This window comes from Cognatishimia activa, assembly GCF_017798205.1.
GTDB lineage: Bacteria > Pseudomonadota > Alphaproteobacteria > Rhodobacterales > Rhodobacteraceae > Cognatishimia > Cognatishimia activa_A.
Map to the genome: position 1 here is coordinate 1245812 of NZ_CP060010.1, position 16025 is coordinate 1261836.

General features: G+C 57.0%; 21 protein-coding genes and 1 riboswitch. Of the genes, 7 read left to right on the top strand and 14 right to left on the bottom strand.

Going from position 1 to position 16025, the window contains the following annotated elements:
* Positions 1-35: 35 nt before the first annotated feature.
* Positions 36-185, bottom strand: a riboswitch (cobalamin riboswitch).
* Positions 186-309: 124 nt separating this feature from the next.
* The 5 genes from HZ995_RS06010 to HZ995_RS06030 are packed head-to-tail and all read right to left on the bottom strand — an operon-like array spanning position 310 to position 2755.
* Positions 310-477: a hypothetical protein gene (locus HZ995_RS06010; protein WP_209357755.1), complete on the bottom strand. Its 168-nt coding sequence runs from the start codon at positions 475-477 to the stop codon at positions 310-312.
* Entirely contained in the window at positions 474-926 is a 453-nt protein-coding gene (locus HZ995_RS06015; protein ID WP_209357756.1) for a MarR family winged helix-turn-helix transcriptional regulator, read from the bottom strand. Before HZ995_RS06015 ends, HZ995_RS06010 begins: the two co-directional genes overlap by 4 nt.
* The gene (locus tag HZ995_RS06020; protein ID WP_209357757.1) at positions 907-1734 is read right to left on the bottom strand and encodes a carbon-nitrogen hydrolase family protein; all 828 of its coding nucleotides are present in this window, start codon (positions 1732-1734) and stop codon (positions 907-909) included. The genes HZ995_RS06015 and HZ995_RS06020 overlap by 20 nt, the downstream gene beginning before the upstream one ends.
* Before the next feature lie 2 nt (positions 1735-1736).
* A complete protein-coding gene (gene grxC / locus HZ995_RS06025; RefSeq protein WP_209357758.1) occupies positions 1737-1991 on the bottom strand; it encodes a glutaredoxin 3 in 255 nt (84 codons plus the stop codon).
* Between the two features lie 35 nt (positions 1992-2026).
* Positions 2027-2755: a ComF family protein gene (locus HZ995_RS06030; protein WP_209357759.1), complete on the bottom strand. Its 729-nt coding sequence runs from the start codon at positions 2753-2755 to the stop codon at positions 2027-2029.
* Between the two features lie 14 nt (positions 2756-2769).
* Here HZ995_RS06030 and HZ995_RS06035 point away from each other — a divergent pair, with 14 nt between their 5' ends.
* The 3 genes from HZ995_RS06035 (at position 2770) to HZ995_RS06045 (ending at position 5249) form a co-directional block, all read left to right on the top strand.
* Positions 2770-3591: a methyltransferase domain-containing protein gene (locus HZ995_RS06035; RefSeq protein ID WP_209357760.1), complete on the top strand. Its 822-nt coding sequence runs from the start codon at positions 2770-2772 to the stop codon at positions 3589-3591.
* Positions 3592-3719: 128 nt separating this feature from the next.
* Positions 3720-4772: a ferrochelatase gene (hemH, locus tag HZ995_RS06040; protein ID WP_209357761.1), complete on the top strand. Its 1053-nt coding sequence runs from the start codon at positions 3720-3722 to the stop codon at positions 4770-4772.
* A gap of 45 nt (positions 4773-4817) precedes the next feature.
* A complete protein-coding gene (locus HZ995_RS06045; RefSeq protein WP_209357762.1) occupies positions 4818-5249 on the top strand; it encodes an MAPEG family protein in 432 nt (143 codons plus the stop codon).
* Positions 5250-5330: 81 nt separating this feature from the next.
* On the opposite strand, the gene HZ995_RS06050 is transcribed toward HZ995_RS06045, so the two are convergent.
* Both HZ995_RS06050 and HZ995_RS06055 read right to left on the bottom strand, forming a co-directional pair.
* Positions 5331-5510 carry a hypothetical protein gene (locus tag HZ995_RS06050; RefSeq protein ID WP_209357763.1) on the bottom strand — a complete coding sequence of 60 codons (180 nt, stop codon included), beginning with the start codon at positions 5508-5510 and terminating at the stop codon, positions 5331-5333.
* A 148-nt stretch (positions 5511-5658) separates the two neighbouring features.
* The gene (locus HZ995_RS06055; RefSeq protein WP_209357764.1) at positions 5659-6261 is read right to left on the bottom strand and encodes a L,D-transpeptidase; all 603 of its coding nucleotides are present in this window, start codon (positions 6259-6261) and stop codon (positions 5659-5661) included.
* 190 nt (positions 6262-6451) lie between these two features.
* Between HZ995_RS06055 and HZ995_RS06060 the strand changes: the two genes are divergently transcribed.
* Complete coding sequence (locus HZ995_RS06060; RefSeq protein ID WP_209358174.1) at positions 6452-6979, top strand: CAP domain-containing protein; 528 nt, start codon at positions 6452-6454, stop codon at positions 6977-6979.
* Here HZ995_RS06060 and HZ995_RS06065 read toward each other — a convergent pair whose 3' ends face one another.
* From HZ995_RS06065 to HZ995_RS06085, 5 genes are all read right to left on the bottom strand, one after another.
* Positions 6980-7468 (bottom strand): L,D-transpeptidase family protein, encoded by a 489-nt coding sequence (locus tag HZ995_RS06065; protein ID WP_209357765.1) that lies wholly within the window; start codon positions 7466-7468, stop codon positions 6980-6982.
* Positions 7469-7537: 69 nt separating this feature from the next.
* A complete protein-coding gene (locus HZ995_RS06070) occupies positions 7538-8755 on the bottom strand; it encodes a class I SAM-dependent RNA methyltransferase (protein WP_209357766.1) in 1218 nt (405 codons plus the stop codon).
* 91 nt (positions 8756-8846) lie between these two features.
* Positions 8847-10001: a CCA tRNA nucleotidyltransferase gene (locus tag HZ995_RS06075; protein WP_209357767.1), complete on the bottom strand. Its 1155-nt coding sequence runs from the start codon at positions 9999-10001 to the stop codon at positions 8847-8849.
* Positions 9998-10594 carry a CoA pyrophosphatase gene (locus HZ995_RS06080; RefSeq protein ID WP_209357768.1) on the bottom strand — a complete coding sequence of 199 codons (597 nt, stop codon included), beginning with the start codon at positions 10592-10594 and terminating at the stop codon, positions 9998-10000. Before HZ995_RS06080 ends, HZ995_RS06075 begins: the two co-directional genes overlap by 4 nt.
* On the bottom strand, positions 10591-11592 hold the full coding sequence (locus HZ995_RS06085; RefSeq protein WP_209357769.1) for an Hsp33 family molecular chaperone HslO: 1002 nt from the start codon (positions 11590-11592) through the stop codon (positions 10591-10593). Before HZ995_RS06085 ends, HZ995_RS06080 begins: the two co-directional genes overlap by 4 nt.
* 91 nt (positions 11593-11683) lie before the next feature.
* Between HZ995_RS06085 and HZ995_RS06090 the strand changes: the two genes are divergently transcribed.
* Positions 11684-12127, top strand: coding sequence for an NUDIX domain-containing protein (locus HZ995_RS06090; protein WP_209357770.1), 444 nt, complete (start codon positions 11684-11686; stop codon positions 12125-12127).
* Positions 12128-12177: 50 nt separating this feature from the next.
* Here the strand turns inward: HZ995_RS06090 and ilvA are convergent, their stop codons facing one another.
* Both ilvA and HZ995_RS06100 read right to left on the bottom strand, forming a co-directional pair.
* Entirely contained in the window at positions 12178-13416 is a 1239-nt protein-coding gene (gene ilvA, locus HZ995_RS06095) for a threonine ammonia-lyase IlvA (protein ID WP_209357771.1), read from the bottom strand.
* Between the two features lie 69 nt (positions 13417-13485).
* Positions 13486-14253, bottom strand: a complete 768-nt coding sequence (locus tag HZ995_RS06100; protein ID WP_209357772.1) for a hypothetical protein — start codon at positions 14251-14253, stop codon at positions 13486-13488.
* A gap of 111 nt (positions 14254-14364) precedes the next feature.
* Here HZ995_RS06100 and HZ995_RS06105 point away from each other — a divergent pair, with 111 nt between their 5' ends.
* Positions 14365-15591 (top strand): argininosuccinate synthase, encoded by a 1227-nt coding sequence (locus HZ995_RS06105; RefSeq protein ID WP_209357773.1) that lies wholly within the window; start codon positions 14365-14367, stop codon positions 15589-15591.
* A gap of 76 nt (positions 15592-15667) precedes the next feature.
* On the top strand, positions 15668-15946 hold the full coding sequence (locus HZ995_RS06110; RefSeq protein ID WP_209357774.1) for an SCP2 sterol-binding domain-containing protein: 279 nt from the start codon (positions 15668-15670) through the stop codon (positions 15944-15946).
* Positions 15947-16025 lie beyond the last annotated feature (79 nt).

Sequence of the window (16025 nt, forward strand, 5' to 3'; positions counted from 1 at the left end):
CGTCCACCCGACGCCGGTTTTGGCCGAGACTATTCGGCAGTTACGGGGCGACGGCTGGTATCCTGACTTGCTGCTCAGATCCGAAGGGCTCTGCAAGGCTTACAGTTGCGGGGGCAGTCCAAGATTCTCACTTGGTTCCCAATTAAGGCCTCCTTTCGAAGACCGCCATCTATGACTGTTTTAGGGAAGTTACGCGGTTTGGATGCATCAATTGCGACGCTTTTCAACAGATATGCGCAAATCTTTAAGCAGAAAAAAATTAATATTTATTAATGCCTTAAGGCGTGAAATCCCGAAAACGCTCCGCGATCACTCCACCTCACAACTGCCCGTGTCTGAATTCAACCGCCCACCCTGCTCGACGCAGGCGTCTACAGCGGCAGTGTGCTGAATTGTCGGGATCGTATAGACAAGAATAAAGACCACCGCGGCCCCAACCGCGACCAGGTTCATCGATTTCTTACGTGAGGGAGTCACCCGTTTTCCTCGAGTTTGACGCGCAATTCGCGCAGGATCGGTAGAGCGGAACGCACGCGGTGTTCTCCGATGTCTTTGACCACTTCGGAAATGATCGGCGCGATATTCGCGAGCGCTGCGTCCCGCGCGCGCCGTCCCGCCGGGCTGATCGTCACCAGTTTGCGCCGCGCATCGTCCCAATCGGGCCTGATATGTACATTGCCCGCCGCCTCAAGCTTCGCGAGCGTATTGGTCATCGCTCCGCGCGTCACATGGAAACTTTTCGCCAGTTGCGCCGGAGTCCGCTCGCTGCCCGAATGCGCCAGATGGTTCAACACAGAAAAATGCGACAGCTCCATACCCTTAGGCAGCGCCTTAGACAGACGGTTGCGCGCCAATTGGTCGGCCATCAGGATCTCGCTGAATAGCGAAACCGCCAGCGCGTCGGTGTCATTCTGCGATTGGGCCATCGAACTCTGTCTCATGGGTCAGCGAAGGCACGCGGCGCCGCGCCTCGGATACTTGGTTGCGGTCAAGTTCCACATATAGGGTCACCGGATCAACCCCTGCCTCGGCCACAATCTCTCCCCAAGGTGAAATAGCCAGAGAATGCCCATAGGTCTTGCGCTTTGGCGCGTTTTCTCCGCATTGCCCGGGCGCGAGGATCCAGCATCCGGTTTCAATTGCACGCGCCCGAAGCAAGGCATGCCAATGCGCAGCCCCAGTCACCTGCGAGAATGCGGCTGGAACGGTGATCACCTCAGCACCCGCTTTCGCCAAACGATTGAAAAGATGCGGAAACCGGAGGTCATAACAGATGGTCAGGCCGATCTTGGCAAAAGGCGTGTCCGCCAAAACCGCACGCGCGCCCGGCCTGTAACCGGCGGATTCGCGATATGTCTCTTCGGGCGTTACCTGCACATCAAACATATGGATCTTGTCATAGCGTGCGCGGATCTCGCCCTGCGGGTCGATCAAAAACTGCCGATTGGCAAAGCGCCCGTCGGCATCACCGGTTTTCAGCGCCAAAGACCCGACGGTCAGCCAAATCCCATGCGCCTTGGCAGCCTCTCGCAAACCCACAAGCGTGCGATCTTCAGCCTCTAGCTGCAACACCGCATTTTGATGTGACCGACTGGCCGACACGCAATTGGACACTTCGGGCGTAAGAACATATCCCGCACCCTGCCCCGCAGCCTCGGCGATCCGCTCTTGCAACATGGCAAGATTGGCCGCCGGATCCTCAGACGAGGTGATCTGCAACAGGGCGGTTTTCATGGTTAGGCCAGCATCCGATCCAACTTGCCGCTGTGCTCAAGCGCCATCAGATCGTCGCATCCGCCGATATGTTCGCCGTCGATAAAGATCTGCGGAAAGGTGCTGCGGCCACCCGAGCGCTGTATCATCTCGGGTTTGCGTTCAGGGTTGTCCCAGACTTTCACCTCGACATAAGCCACTGATTTACGGTCCAACAAAGACTTGGCGGCGGAACAGAACCCGCAAAGCGGGCGCGTATATATCTCAACGTTTTTCATAAGTCGTCATCCTAGCTGACATGTGTCTGCGCGATTTAAGGATCCAATGCAACGCGCGCCAGAGTGATAACGTCAATTTTCCGTGGGCTTGCGGGTGCCAAGGCCAAAGTACAGGCCTCAAGAGTGGCCCCAGTGGTCATGACATCATCAACAAGCAAGACCGGCCTTCCTTCAATTCGGGCGATCCGCTTCTCGTTCAAAGCAATCGCATCTTTCATCGTTTCAAGGCGCACATCGCGCTCTCCTTTCATCGGCGCGGTTGCCGTCTTCCGGATCAAAGCGTCGGGGCAATGGGATACCTCGAGCCGCGCGGCCAATCTCTCTGACAACAAAGCCGCCTGATTATAGGTTCGCTTGAACAGGCGCTTCCAATGCAACGGCACAGGCACCAAAATCGTATCCGGCCGGGCAAGATCCCGCGCCTTTCGCTCCATCCAACCCGCCATAGGCCGCGCCATATCCGTGCGATCTCCGTGCTTCAGGCGCATGACCAACTTCCGCGACAGGCCGTCATATTCCAAAACGGCCCTCCCCCTGTCCCATGGCCGCGCCGACAAGAGACAGGCGTCGCAATGGGCAATCTCAGTGGGGTCCGGCCCCAGCAAAGGCACGCCGCAAGCATCGCAACTAAGACCCGTCACAAAGGGCGTGTCCCGCCAACAAGTGCCACAGAGGCCAAAGTCCCCCTCCACCAAATCGCCACATCCGACGCAACGCGCGGGATAGATCATTTTCAGCAAGGTTTGTGCTTGGCGAAATTTCATCCTAGATACCGCCCATGACCAAAACGCCCCCAACATTGACCGACCGCGTAGCCCTTATGCGCAATCGCCAGCGCGCGGATCTGGACCGGGGCATGTTCCTGCAAACCCTCGTGGCTGACGACATCGAAGATCGCCTCGCCATGGTTAACAGGGACTTTACAGACATCGCGATTGTGACCGGCTTCCCTGACATCTGGCGCGCGCGGCTGCCCAAGGCCACGATTGTCCATGATACCGACACGCTCGCGCTCACAGCCAAAAGCCACGACCTGATCATCCACGCCCTCGCCCTGCATTGGGCCAATGATCCCGTTGGCCAGCTCATCCAATGTCGCCACGCGCTGAAGGACGACGGCCTCTTGCTCACCGCCAGCTTCGGCGGCCAAACCCTGCAAGAGTTACGCGCCTGCTTGGCCCAAGCCGAGTCCGAACTCACCGGAGGCCTCAGCCCCCGCATCCTCCCGATGGGAGAAATCCGAGACCTCGGCGCCCTATTGCAACGCGCTGGCTTTGCCCTTCCTGTTGCGGACAGCCTGCCTTTGGATGTCAGCTACGAAACCTCACTGGACTTGATGAAAGACCTGCGCGCCATGGGCGAAAACAACGCGCTTTTCGCGCGCCGCAAAACGCTCTCTACAAAGGCGCTTTTTGCCCGCACCGAAGATCTCTATCGTCAGTCTTTCACTGAAAATAACCGCCTCAAAACCACCTTCGAGATCATTTTCATGACCGGCTGGGCCCCCGACGAAAGCCAGCCGAAACCCCTGCGCCCGGGATCCGCCAGCGCGCGCCTCGCGGATGCGCTTAAGACCAGCGAGACCAAGCTGAAACCGTAATCCTATTTCTCTTGCCATAAATATCCAACCTTGGGACACAGCCCCAAAATGCCGCATTGGATCACTTCGCGATTGACCCATCTCGCCAAGAGACTATCTCTGCTGAAATCCAAACCGATGAGAAGCCAATGACCGATTTAGCCACCCGCCCCGAGCACGCCCCTGCTGACCACCCAAAGGTCGCGCGCGGCAAAACCGGCATCCTTCTCGCCAACCTCGGCACGCCGGATCACTACAGCTATTGGCCCATGCGCCGCTATCTAAACGAGTTTCTGTCAGATCGCCGTGTCATCGACTATGCGCCTTGGAAATGGCAGCCCCTGTTGCAGCTGATCATCCTGACCAAACGCCCTTTCACGTCAGGTGAGGCCTATAAATCCATCTGGAATCACGACAAGGGCGAGAGCCCTTTGATGACGATCACCAAAGACCAAACCGCCAAATTCGCAGACCTCATGGCCGCGCGTCACGGCGATCAGGTCATGGTTGATTTCTGCATGCGCTATGGCAATCCTTCCACCGAATCCAAAGTGCGTGAGATGGTCAAAGCGGGCTGCGAACGCATCCTGTTCTTCCCGCTCTATCCGCAATACGCGGGCGCGACCTCGGCGACGGCCAACGACCAGTTCTTCCGCGCTTTGATGAAAGAAACCTGGCAACCTGCGTCGCGCACGATTGAGCCTTACTACGACGACCCGCGCTATATCGACGCCTTGGCCAATTCGGTCGAAGAGGCATACGGCCAACTTGAAAAACGCCCCGATATCCTCGTGGTCAGCTACCACGGTATGCCCCTGCGCTATCTGATGCAGGGCGATCCTTACCACTGCCAATGCGCCAAGGTCACGCGGCTGTTGAAAGAACGTCTGGGTTGGAAAGACACCGATCTCGTCACCACCTTCCAATCCAAATTCGGCCCCGAAGATTGGCTCCAGCCTTACACGGTCGAAGAAGTCGCGCGTCTGGCCGAAGAGGACGGCAAGAAAAACATCGCCGTCATCGCGCCTGCTTTCTCTGCCGATTGCATCGAAACGCTCGAGGAAATCAACGAAGAGATCAAAGAAAGTTTTGAGGAAGCTGGCGGCGAGCATTTCACCTATATTCCGTGCCTCAACGACCGCGACGATCACATTCAGGTTCTCGCAGATATCGCGACGGAAAACTTGCAGGGCTGGCTCTGACCCATAAGCTCCGCGATCAGAAACCCCTTGAACGCGGAGACCTTCATGTCACTTCAAATCTTTCTACAACCGGTTGTTGCTCTGATCCTTTGGACCTTGGTGATTTGGTGCTGGCTCTATGCCACCCGCATTCCGGCCATGAGCAAAGCCCATGTGCACCCGCAATCCGCCCAAAGCCCTCGCGGAGACTGGCGGCAAAAACTACCGGAAAATGTGAATTGGGTGGCAGACAATTATAACCACCTGCATGAACAGCCGACCGTGTTTTACGCGCTTATGGGAACCATCGCCCTGACGGGTCTGCAATCCTCGGCTGCGCTTGGTCTTGCTTGGGCCTATGTCGGGTTTCGGATCCTGCATTCTCTTGTGCAGATCCTAGGGAACCGTGTGATCGTGCGATTTACCTGTTTCGCGCTCGCAAGCCTTGCGTTGATTGCTTTGGCAATCGCAACGGTGCTCGCGATATTTAGCGCTTAACGAAGAGACTAGCGCAAAAGAAAAGAGGCGCTGCCAGAGCAACGCCTCCTTTTGTAAAAAGCAGGGTGACCTGCCTTATACTTAGTTGTTCATAGCTGCCGCCAGGATCGCCAGAACCAACAGAGGAACAACGATGTTGGAAGAAGAAGACGCTGCGTCTTCAACAACAACTTCTGGTTCCATCATTGCTTTGTCCATGCCGCCTGCGAATGCGGTGGAAGCTGCTGCAGTCAATGCTGCTGCGAGAACGAGTTTTTTCATAGTAGTACCCTCCAGTATCAGCTTGCGCCAAAATTAAAGAATGAGCGCAAGCGCGTAAGACTTACCTCGTGATTCCTGTGTAATGTCTTGAAAGCGATCTTTGCAAACCTAATCACACACTTATCTCAGGCTCAGCGCCATAATGTGGTCAAATTAGCAACACTTGGGTGCCAACTTTGGCCAATTCGAACAGTTCTGCGATGTGCTCATTGTACAGGCCAATGCAGCCATTAGACGATCTGCGCCCAATTTTGCGTTCATCATGGGTGCCGTGGATTCGGTAATAGGTCCAACTCAGATAAAGTGCATGAGTCCCCAAGGGGTTATCCGGTCCGGGGCCTACGAATTCTGGCCATTCTGGATTGCGTTCCAGCATCGCTGGCGTCGGTCGCCAACTTGGTCCCTCGACCTTGCGTACAACCTTAGTGCGACCCAATCTTGTGAGATCTTCGGTCAGTGGAACAGAGGACGGATAGAGCTTGTAAGTGTTTCCATCCTGGCTCCAATAATGCAATGCGCGGCTTGTTGTATCGCAAAGTATCGCGCCATTTTTCAGATTCTTAAAATATGGCTCCCAAGAAAGACCCCGAAAGCTCGACGCATTTCGGCGCACAGTTTCGATATCTGCTTCGATTTCTGTAGTCGAATCCGCGTTCACATCATCCTGCGCCAAAGCAGGCGCGCCGATGAAGGCCGTACTCGTTGCCAAAAACGTGCGTCGACTGACGCGGTCAAACGGCGATTTACTCATGATATGCCCCTCAATGACATAAGTTTGGCGGCAATTTATGGCGCTAAAGCCGCAGTCGCAAATCAAACAAGCGTCATCTTGCCGTGGTCACGGGAATGTGGGCTTTCAACGCAACGATACACCCGCTAAAGATCTCTGCATGCGAAAGACAGAGCCAAGAGGGGGTCTCATGCGCATTCTTGCCCTGATGATGAGTGTTGTTCTGGCCGTATCCGGCTGCACGCTTGGCGCGCCATCCGAGCCCACTTTAGGCGCCGACGGCAAACCTTTGCCCCGCCTTTACCGGATCAAGGATCGCGATGTTGGCATGATCCAATTGCGTATGCTGGATTCTGTCAACGCGCTGCGCAGCGCCACCGGCGTTGAAGCAGTTGAGATGGATGCCAATCTGATCGCCGCTGCCGCCACACACGCGCGCGACATGTCGATCCAAAACCGCCCGTGGCACTTCGGCTCTGACGGCTCGTCGCCCATCGAGCGTGTGGCGCGGTCTGGCTATGTTGGTACCCTTGTAGGCGAAAACATCTCCGAGACCTACGAGACGGAACTCGAAACCCTCGCCGCCTGGATGGAAGAACCCGGCTCTCGCACCGTGATCATGGATCCAGCTGCGACTGATATGGGGTTTGCTTGGCTGCAAGAAGCGAACGGCAAGATCTGGTGGGTGCTGGTTCTGGGTGCTGAAACCGAAGCAGAGCTGGTTGCGGAACTGCAATAATCACTCGCGAATTATGATCTTGGTGCCGGTTCCGACCATGGCATAGATCTCACGCATCTCGCGGTTGGTGACGGCGATACAGCCCAGCGTCCAATCAATCAGATCGCTTTGGTATTTCTTGGGCCGCCCGTGGATAAAGATATCGCCCCCGGGATCGACGCCCAGCGCCTTGGCCTCGGCAATGTCTTTTTCGTTGGGATAAGAAATCCCTAAAGACAGGTAGAACTGGCTCTGCGGATTGCGCCGGTCAATTTCATAGACACCTTCCGGCGTGCGCCCGTCGCCCTCTTGGACCTTATCGCCAATCGGCGCGAAGCCTAGCCCGACGTCATATTCGCGCAGCACAATTGGGCCATGCATCAGATACATTTTGCGCTCGGCCTTCTCGACCACAATGCGTGTCACTTTTGGCCCCTTATAAGAGCCATAACTCTGGCCACAGGCCGCAAGAAACAGCCCCGCCACGAAAATGAGAAAAAGCGCCCGCATTTGATGCTCTGTTTGTTGTTTTGGCGGACCATATCACGAAAGCGCGGTGCGGCCCAGCTCACAAATCTGTCAGCGCGCGAATGCGCCGACCAGCTCAACGTGGCTTGACCAGCGGAACTGATCAACCACCTGCACCCAGTCCAGACGATAGCCCGCCTCCACCAAGATCTTGGCGTCCCGCGCGAATGTCACCGGATTGCAGGACACAAAAGCGACCCTCGCCAAATCCGACCGCGCCAATTCCACCGTTTGGGCCAAGGCCCCTGCCCGCGGCGGATCAATCACCGCAGCGTCATAGCGCAGATCCTCCGCCATCAACGGATTGCGAAACAGATCCCGCGTCTCAACCGAAACCCGTTTCAGCCCCTGCGCCTCGCGCCACCCACGATCCAAGGCCTTCATCATCGCAGCCTCGCCTTCAGTCGCATGGACCTCAGCAGTCTCGGCCATGGGCAAGGAAAACGTCCCGCAACCAGCAAAGAGATCCACAACGGATTGCGCATCCCCCACAATCTCTTGCGCTGCCGCAACCAAAGCTGCCTCACCCTCGCGCGTCGCCTGCAAAAACGCCCCCGGAGGCGGCACAACCCGCGCCCCGCCAAAGCGCTGCACCGGAGGCACCAAGGTCGCGATCACCTCACCATCCCAGGTCAGCCGCGCCACCTTCAAGCGCTGCGCCTCTTGACCCAACTGCGCCTCAAACGCTCCATCCAAAGGCTTGCCACCTGAAACGGCAATATCCAGACCGCCCTCAGAAAGCGTCGCCGTGACCGACAATTCGCCCTTCCGAGACGCACCTAAAACCGCCAACTCGCGCGCAATATCCAAAGCGGGCATCAAATCTGGGTGCAACACATCGCAGTCCGAGATCTCTGCGATCACAGAACTCGCCCGCATGTGAAATCCGGCCATCGCCCCTTTTTTCGTGCGCCGCGCCGAGATCACCGCCCGCCGCCGACTGCGCACCGGAGAGGTTTTGATCGGGCGAAATACGGTCTCAAGCCCTACCGCCGCGAGAGCCTGCCGCACCACATCCACTTTCCAAGCTGCAACAAACGCGTCAGACGCGTGCTGCAACCCACAGCCACCACAGGATTTGAAATGACCACAGGGCGCTTTCACCCGATCCTCGGACGGCGTCACAACCCGCAAGTCCTGCAGCCGATCGCCGTCCAAAACGCCACTGACGGTCTCTCCCGGCAAAGACAAAGGCGCAAAAACTGGCCCCGCAGCGATCCCGTCGCCATGGTGCCCAAGTCTCTCAATTTGATGGTCTGTCCGTGTCATCCCGCGCCTTTAGCCCGAGGCCTACCCCAAAGCCAAGCCTCTTCATCTTGCCAAAATACTCAAATCCCACGCGCGCGGCGGGATGGAACGCCTAGAGGGAGCGCAACAGGTCGTCTTTGGACAGAGTAAAACCCGAGGCAATCCACGACGCTTCAAGGGTTTTCAAAGCCTCGCCCAAATTCTCGCCCTCAAACTCTGGCATCAGATCAGCTGCTTTCACCGGGAACTCCGCCCCCGCGCCCAGCGCGATGTCTGTCCTCATTTCGGGATGCAAAGGCGTCTCAAAAACCGCAGCGCGTAAAAGCGCAACCGAATAGGCCACATCCGCTCCACGCCGATAGGCCACCGCGGCCAAAGCCTCCATCGACCCTGTCTCTTCGCGCAGAATACCAAGCGTTTCGGTCTGTTTCTTGGAAAGGCGCAGCCTCTCTGAAAACCCGTCCCCACCCAAACTGGCGAGACGACGCAACGCGTCCGGCGCAAGCCCCGCCTCACCTTCCAAATGCACCAAAGGCGCAAGCGCGCGGTCTTCAGCGCCGGGCAGGACTTGTCCCAAAACTCCAGTCTGCCGCATCGCCGCGACAGAGGGTGCAGGATCTGTGGCAGCCAACAGCTTTATAAGCTCCGAACCGATCCGTTCTTTCGAAATCTGTGCAAGGCCCTCAAAGGTCTCGGCAATCGCGGCCAAAGCCGCTGGATCCATGCCCGCCGCTGGATCCCCGTACCACGCATGAAAGCGAAAATACCTAAGGATCCGTAGGTAATCTTCGCGAATGCGCAGTTTCGGATTGTCGATGAACCGCAAAATACGCGCCTCAAGATCGGCCATCCCGCCCAGAGGATCCAAGACCTCTCCGTCCCGACCCACATAAAGTGCGTTCATCGTGAAATCCCGACGCCGCGCGTCATCCCTCACGTTCGTGGAAAAGGCAACGGTCGCGCGGCGACCATCCGTGGCCACGTCTTTGCGAAAGGTGGTGATTTCGTGCGGGATACCGCCACTCACGACAGTGATGGTGCCGTGATCGATGCCTGTTGGAATGGCCTTCAGCCCCGCCGTTTTCGCCAATTGCACAACCTGATCCGGCGTCGCGTCGGTGCTCATGTCCACATCGGACACAGCGACGCCCATCAACGCATTACGCACGCAGCCGCCCACCGCATAGACCTGATATCCGGCGTCTGAGAGCATCGCGAAAACAGCCTGCGTTTGTGCGCGTGTCAGCCAGTCGCCAGAGATCTTCAAGAGGACATCCTCTCGGCCAACCCCCGCAATATACGCGCGGTCGCGCCCCAGATGTAATAGGGACCGAAAGGCACCGTATAATAGTGACGACGCTGACCAAGCCATCGACGGCCCTGCACCGAAAAATTCGATTTATCCGTCACATGACTGAGTGGCACCCGAAAGACCTCTTCGACCTCTCCTCGTTCCGGCGTGATCGTGAAATCGCGCTCAATCAGGCCAATCACAGGCGTCACCGTAAAGCTCGTCACGGTTTCATGCGTCGGCAAAACACCCAGAACCCGCACCGCATCTTCGGGCAACCCGATCTCTTCGCGCGCCTCGCGCAGAGCGGCGGCGGTGACATCCGCGTCGCTGTCTTCTTGCTTGCCGCCGGGAAAAGCGATCTGACCCGGATGGTGCTTCAAATGACTCGCGCGTTTGGTCAGCAGGACCTGGGCCACGCCGTCGATCACCTGTACCGGCATCAAAACCCCAGCAGGACGCAGCTTGCGCCCCTCGGGCAACACAACGCCAGGGTTCAGATCGAAATCAGACGAGCTCGCGGACTCCCGCGCCAAAGCCGCAAGCAAAGGCGCGAGAGGATCGCTCATTGTTCTGACGCCTTGCGGGCCTTTTCGGCCTCGAGCCCGACGGTTTTTGGATCAAGCTGGTAGTGCGTGCCGCAGAACTGACAATCCGCCGTCACCCAGCCCTCGGCCGTTGTCATCTTTTCGATGTCGCGCGAGGAATAGATCGACAAAGACTGACGCACCTTGTCCTCAGAACAGCTACAGCCAAATTTTACCGCCTGCGCATCAAAAACCCGCGGCGCCTCTTCGTGGAACAAACGCACCAGGAGGTCCGCCGGCGTGACCGATGGGCCGATCAGCTCCAGCTCTTCCACAGAGTTCAACAGGATATTGGCGCGGTTCCAGTTTTCCTCGTCGTCCTCAAACAACAGGTCCGAGGCCGTCAAAGTGCCACCTTCACCAGACCCACCTTCGCCGGACGCAAAAGGCGAGGCCTTTGGCATATGCTGCAGCATAACGCCGCCCGCGCGCCAATGCTCTTCGCCGCCAGCTTCGGTGGATTTCCCAAACTTCAGAGAGAAGCGCGTTGGCAGCTGTTCGGACTGCGCAAAATAGCCTTCGGCACTTGCGGCCAAAGACCCACCAACAAGTGGCGCGATCCCCTGATATGGTTGCATGCCTTCGCCCTGATCGATCAGGACCGCGAAATAGCCATTACCGAGCTGCGCAAAGCCATCGCCGTCGGTCAGGCGCTCTTCGTCAAAACTCGCATATGCACGGATACGCGCAGGCTCGCCCTCTTCAGAAGGACCATAGTAGTCGGTCGCAATCATCCGCACCGGACCATTTGTCTGCACCTGCAAGGACAGTTTCCAGCGCAGCTTGATCGATTGACCGATCAAAGCCGTCAGCAAAGCCATCTCGGCGACCAGAGCCTCGACCACCGGAGGATACGCGTGTTGTTTCAGGATGCCATGCAGCACCCCGTCCAGACGCGCGACGCGGCCACGGATGTCAGAATTGTCCAGTTGGAACGGCAATACGGTGTCGTCCCATGCGATTTTATTTCCAAGAGTCATGATCTGTCCTTGGGGGTTTTAGAAAGCGCCCAGAATTGGCATACCGCAGCTATATAGGTGCGACAAGACGCGTGAAAAGGCCCCCTATCTTATGATCAGACGCTTTGGAACCCCTCCTGACGGCGCGCGGCGCTATAAACGCCGGCCCGGTGCTTATGTGGCGCTTTTACGGGGCGATGACATCTTGGTAACGCGCCAGTATCTGCCAGAGACAATGGATGCGCCGGAAATTCAGCTACCAGGTGGCGGAATTGATCCGGGTGAGTCGCCCATCCCTGCCCTGCATCGTGAAGTCTATGAAGAGACCGGCTGGCATATGACACCCCCGCGCCGGTTGGGAGCGTTTCGGCGGTTTACCTATATGCCGGAGTACGGGTTTTGGGCCGAGAAACTCTGCACGATCTATGCGGCACGGCCGACAGTGCGGCTTGGGCTTCCGATTGAGGCGGGGCATGAGGCGATTTGGATGCCGAAGTCAGTGGCTTTGCGCGTTTTGTTCAATGAGGGCGACGCGCATTTCTTGTCCCAGCTTTAGGCTTGGTCGCGCGCTCGGGATTTGAGTATTTTTGGCAAGATGAAACCACGTCAGATCACAAACTGCGCCAGCGTTTCGTCCTGCGTGATGTCGGTATAGGCCATGCCCAGCGCGTCAATCGCCGCGAAGAGGCGTTCGAAGTTCGCGGGGTCTTTGGTTTCGATCCCGATTAGAACCGAACCAAAGTTGCGGGCAGATTTCTTGAGATACTCAAACCGCGCGATGTCATCATCGGGGCCAAGAATGCCGAGGAATTCTTTGAGCGCGCCGGGGCGCTGAGGCAGCCTGAGTATAAAGTATTTCTTCAGGCCTTCGTAGCGCTGGGAGCGTTCTTTGACCTCATTCAATCGTTCAAAATCAAAATTGCCGCCAGAGGTGACACAGACCACGAACTTGCCTTTGATGTCGTCTTTAATGTCGCGAAGGATATCAATCGCAAGCGCGCCGGCGGGTTCAAGCACGATGCCCTCAACGTTGAGGATCTCGAGGATAGTCGAGCAGATCCGGTCCTCGGGGGCGGCGCGCACATCGCTTGGATCAATGCCTTTTAGAACATCAAACGTCGTCGCCCCAATCCGCGCCACGGCCGCGCCGTCAACGAAACTGTCGACGTGCTCGAGCGTCGTGGGGGCACCTTCGGCCAAGGCTGCGGCAAGACTTTTGCCGCCTTCGGGCTCGACCAATGTGTAGGCGCATTCCTCGCCGAAATATTGCGTGACACCCGCCGACAAGCCTCCGCCCCCAACCGGCAAAACCACACGATCCGGCATGCGACGCAACTGGTTTTCGATTTCAACGCCAATGGACGCCTGCCCCTCAATCACATCAGGATCATCAAACGGCGGCAGGAAGGTCCCGCTTGCCCTAACACAATACTCCTGTGCTGCTGCCAGAGTGTCGTCGAAGTAGTCTCCGATCAGGCGCACTTCGATGGAGTCGCCACCAAAAACCTCTGTCTTAAAGACCTTCTGCTGCGGCGTGGTCACCGGCATGAAGATCACACCGCGCACCCCGAAATGGCGACACATATAGGCCATGCCCTGCGCGTGATTGCCAGCCGAGGCGCAAACAAAGAGGTCTTTGGTCGGATCCGACGCCAAAACCTTGCGCATCGCATTGAACGCCCCGCGCAGTTTATAAGACCGCACCGGGGTGAGGTCTTCGCGTTTCAGATAAATCTCAGCCCCGTATTTCTGGCTGAGATGATCATTGCGCTGCAAAGGCGTCGGCTCAAAGACGCTACGCATAGCGGTTTCGGCGACTTTGGCGAAGGTGCGGAAATTGGTCATTCCGCTTTGGTGACGCAAGCCATCGCAGAGAGCAAGCCTTCGCGTCAAAGAATACCAATGAATACTGCGCTAAAGAGCCCTGTTTTCCACAGTAACTCCGTAAATTGTCGTCAGGATGCTCACGCCAACCATAACCGTGAACCAAATTTGTATCGACGACAGCGCAAGGTAAATTGGGCCAGAAATGTACTGAATTGGCTCAATCACGACCACCAAAACAAAGGACAAAACACCAAGCAACAACACCATGACCAGAATTGCGCCGGACAGACTGCGGGTCACATTCCAAGCGCCTCTGATCGAGGCCTGTGTGTCCAATGCAGCGGCCGGAAGAACAGGTGAGAGCCTGTAGAAAACCCAAAATGCGCCGACAATGACCGATATGACGATAAGAGCCGAAGCGCTTTCTCCGGCCGACGAACTGCCAAGCACAGCCAGAAGGATCGCCGTCAAAATACCTCCGCAAAGCAGCAGCAGAAAGATCTTTAGTCCCTGAGTGACGTAAGCAACGATCCTCGCCGCGTTTAGCGGAGGTATCAGCGCCCCGCTGTCTTCTTCCACCAGGACATACCTGTGCCACGCAACCGCCACCCAGAGACCCGCAAGAAATTGTAGCAATCCTTCGATCGTGGACGATGCGCCGGATGTGTTGCCCAAAGCGTCACTGTCTGTTTGCTGCAGGTAATCGACGCCAAACACGATGGGCGACAGGACAAGCAAGAGCACCAGTGGCGATGAGAAGCGAAGGGCAACCCTCCAATTCCGCAAAATCAGGCGCACTGAATGCAGAAGTATCTTAAAACCCAACAAAACCGGCTCCAAATGCACATCGATCACTACGTTGATCGACTTTTTCTTTCGACTCAGCAACCCCGATAGATCACACCGCTTGCCCCCTTGCGCAAAACGCGTTATCGGCCCTTCGTTGCTCGTCTGAAGGGAATGAATATGTCCGCGCCAAAGAAAGTTGTTCTGGCCTACTCCGGTGGCCTTGATACCTCGATCATCCTGAAGTGGCTGCAAACCGAATATGGTTGCGAAGTCGTCACCTTTACCGCTGACCTTGGTCAGGGCGAAGAACTGGAACCCGCGCGACAAAAGGCTGAACTTTTGGGCATCAAGCCAGAGAACATCTACATCGAAGACATCCGCGAAGAATTCGTGCGCGATTTCGTCTTCCCGATGTTCCGCGCCAATGCGGTTTACGAAGGCCTGTACCTCTTGGGCACCTCAATTGCGCGCCCGCTGATCTCCAAACGTCTGATCGAGATCGCGGAGGCAACCGGTGCCGACGCTGTCGCCCATGGCGCGACCGGCAAGGGCAACGATCAGGTCCGTTTCGAACTGGCGGCCTATGCGCTAAACCCAGAGATCAAAGTGATCGCCCCATGGCGCGAATGGGATCTCTCGAGCCGCACCAAGCTGATCGAATTCGCCGAAGAGCACCAGATCCCGATCGCCAAAGACAAACGCGGCGAAGCGCCCTTCTCGGTGGACGCGAACCTGCTGCACACTTCATCCGAAGGCAAAGTCCTCGAAGACCCAGCCGTCGCGGCCCCTGACTACGTCTATCAGCGCACCGTTGCACCAGAAGACGCGCCTGAAACGCCTGAATTCATCGAAATCGGCTTTGAAAAAGGCGACGCGGTCTCGATCAATGGCGAGGCGATGAGCCCGGCGACCATCCTGACCAAACTGAACGAGCTTGGCGGCAAGCACGGCATCGGCCGTCTGGATTTCGTCGAGAACCGTTTTGTCGGCATGAAGTCACGCGGTATCTATGAAACGCCGGGCGGCACTGTTCTGCTCGAAGCCCATCGCGGCATCGAACAGATCACCCTGGATTCCGGCGCGGGCCATCTAAAAGACAGCCTGATGCCACGCTATGCCGAACTGATCTACAACGGTTTCTGGTATTCCCCAGAACGCGAGATGCTGCAGGCGGCCATCGACAAATCGCAAGAGAGTGTCACCGGCACCGTCAAACTGAAGCTCTACAAAGGCGCGGCGACCTGTGTGGGCCGTTGGTCTGACCACTCGCTCTATTCCGAGGCTCATGTAACCTTTGAAGAAGACGCAGGCGCCTATGATCAAAAAGACGCGGCGGGCTTTATCCAGCTGAACGCGCTGCGCCTGAAACTTCTCGCGACGCGCAACAAACGGGTTCAGAAGTAAGCTTCCCCAAGTCATCATTGAATCCATTTCCAAAGCCCGCCTACCCATGGCGGGCTTTCGTGTTAGGAGCCTCCAAATGGATCAAATCGCAGAAAAAATCGGCGCGGGCCTATCGGGCAAAAACTTCGACGGCTCGCTGAAATTCGACTGCGGTGAGGACGGTGTGATCGTTCTGGCGGATGGCGAGGCCAGCACCGATGACCAAGACACAGATTGCACCATCAGGATCAGCCAGGACAATCTGGTGAAGCTCCTGACCGGCAAACTCAACCCGATGACCGGCGTGATGATGGGCAAGCTCAAAGTCTCGGGCGACATGGGCGTTGCCATGAAACTCGGCAAACTGCTGGGCTAAACGCGGGCGCTCTTTATTGCCCGCATCGCTTTCATCTTGCTAAAAATACTCTGGGGGAATTGGCGCAAGCCAAGGGGGC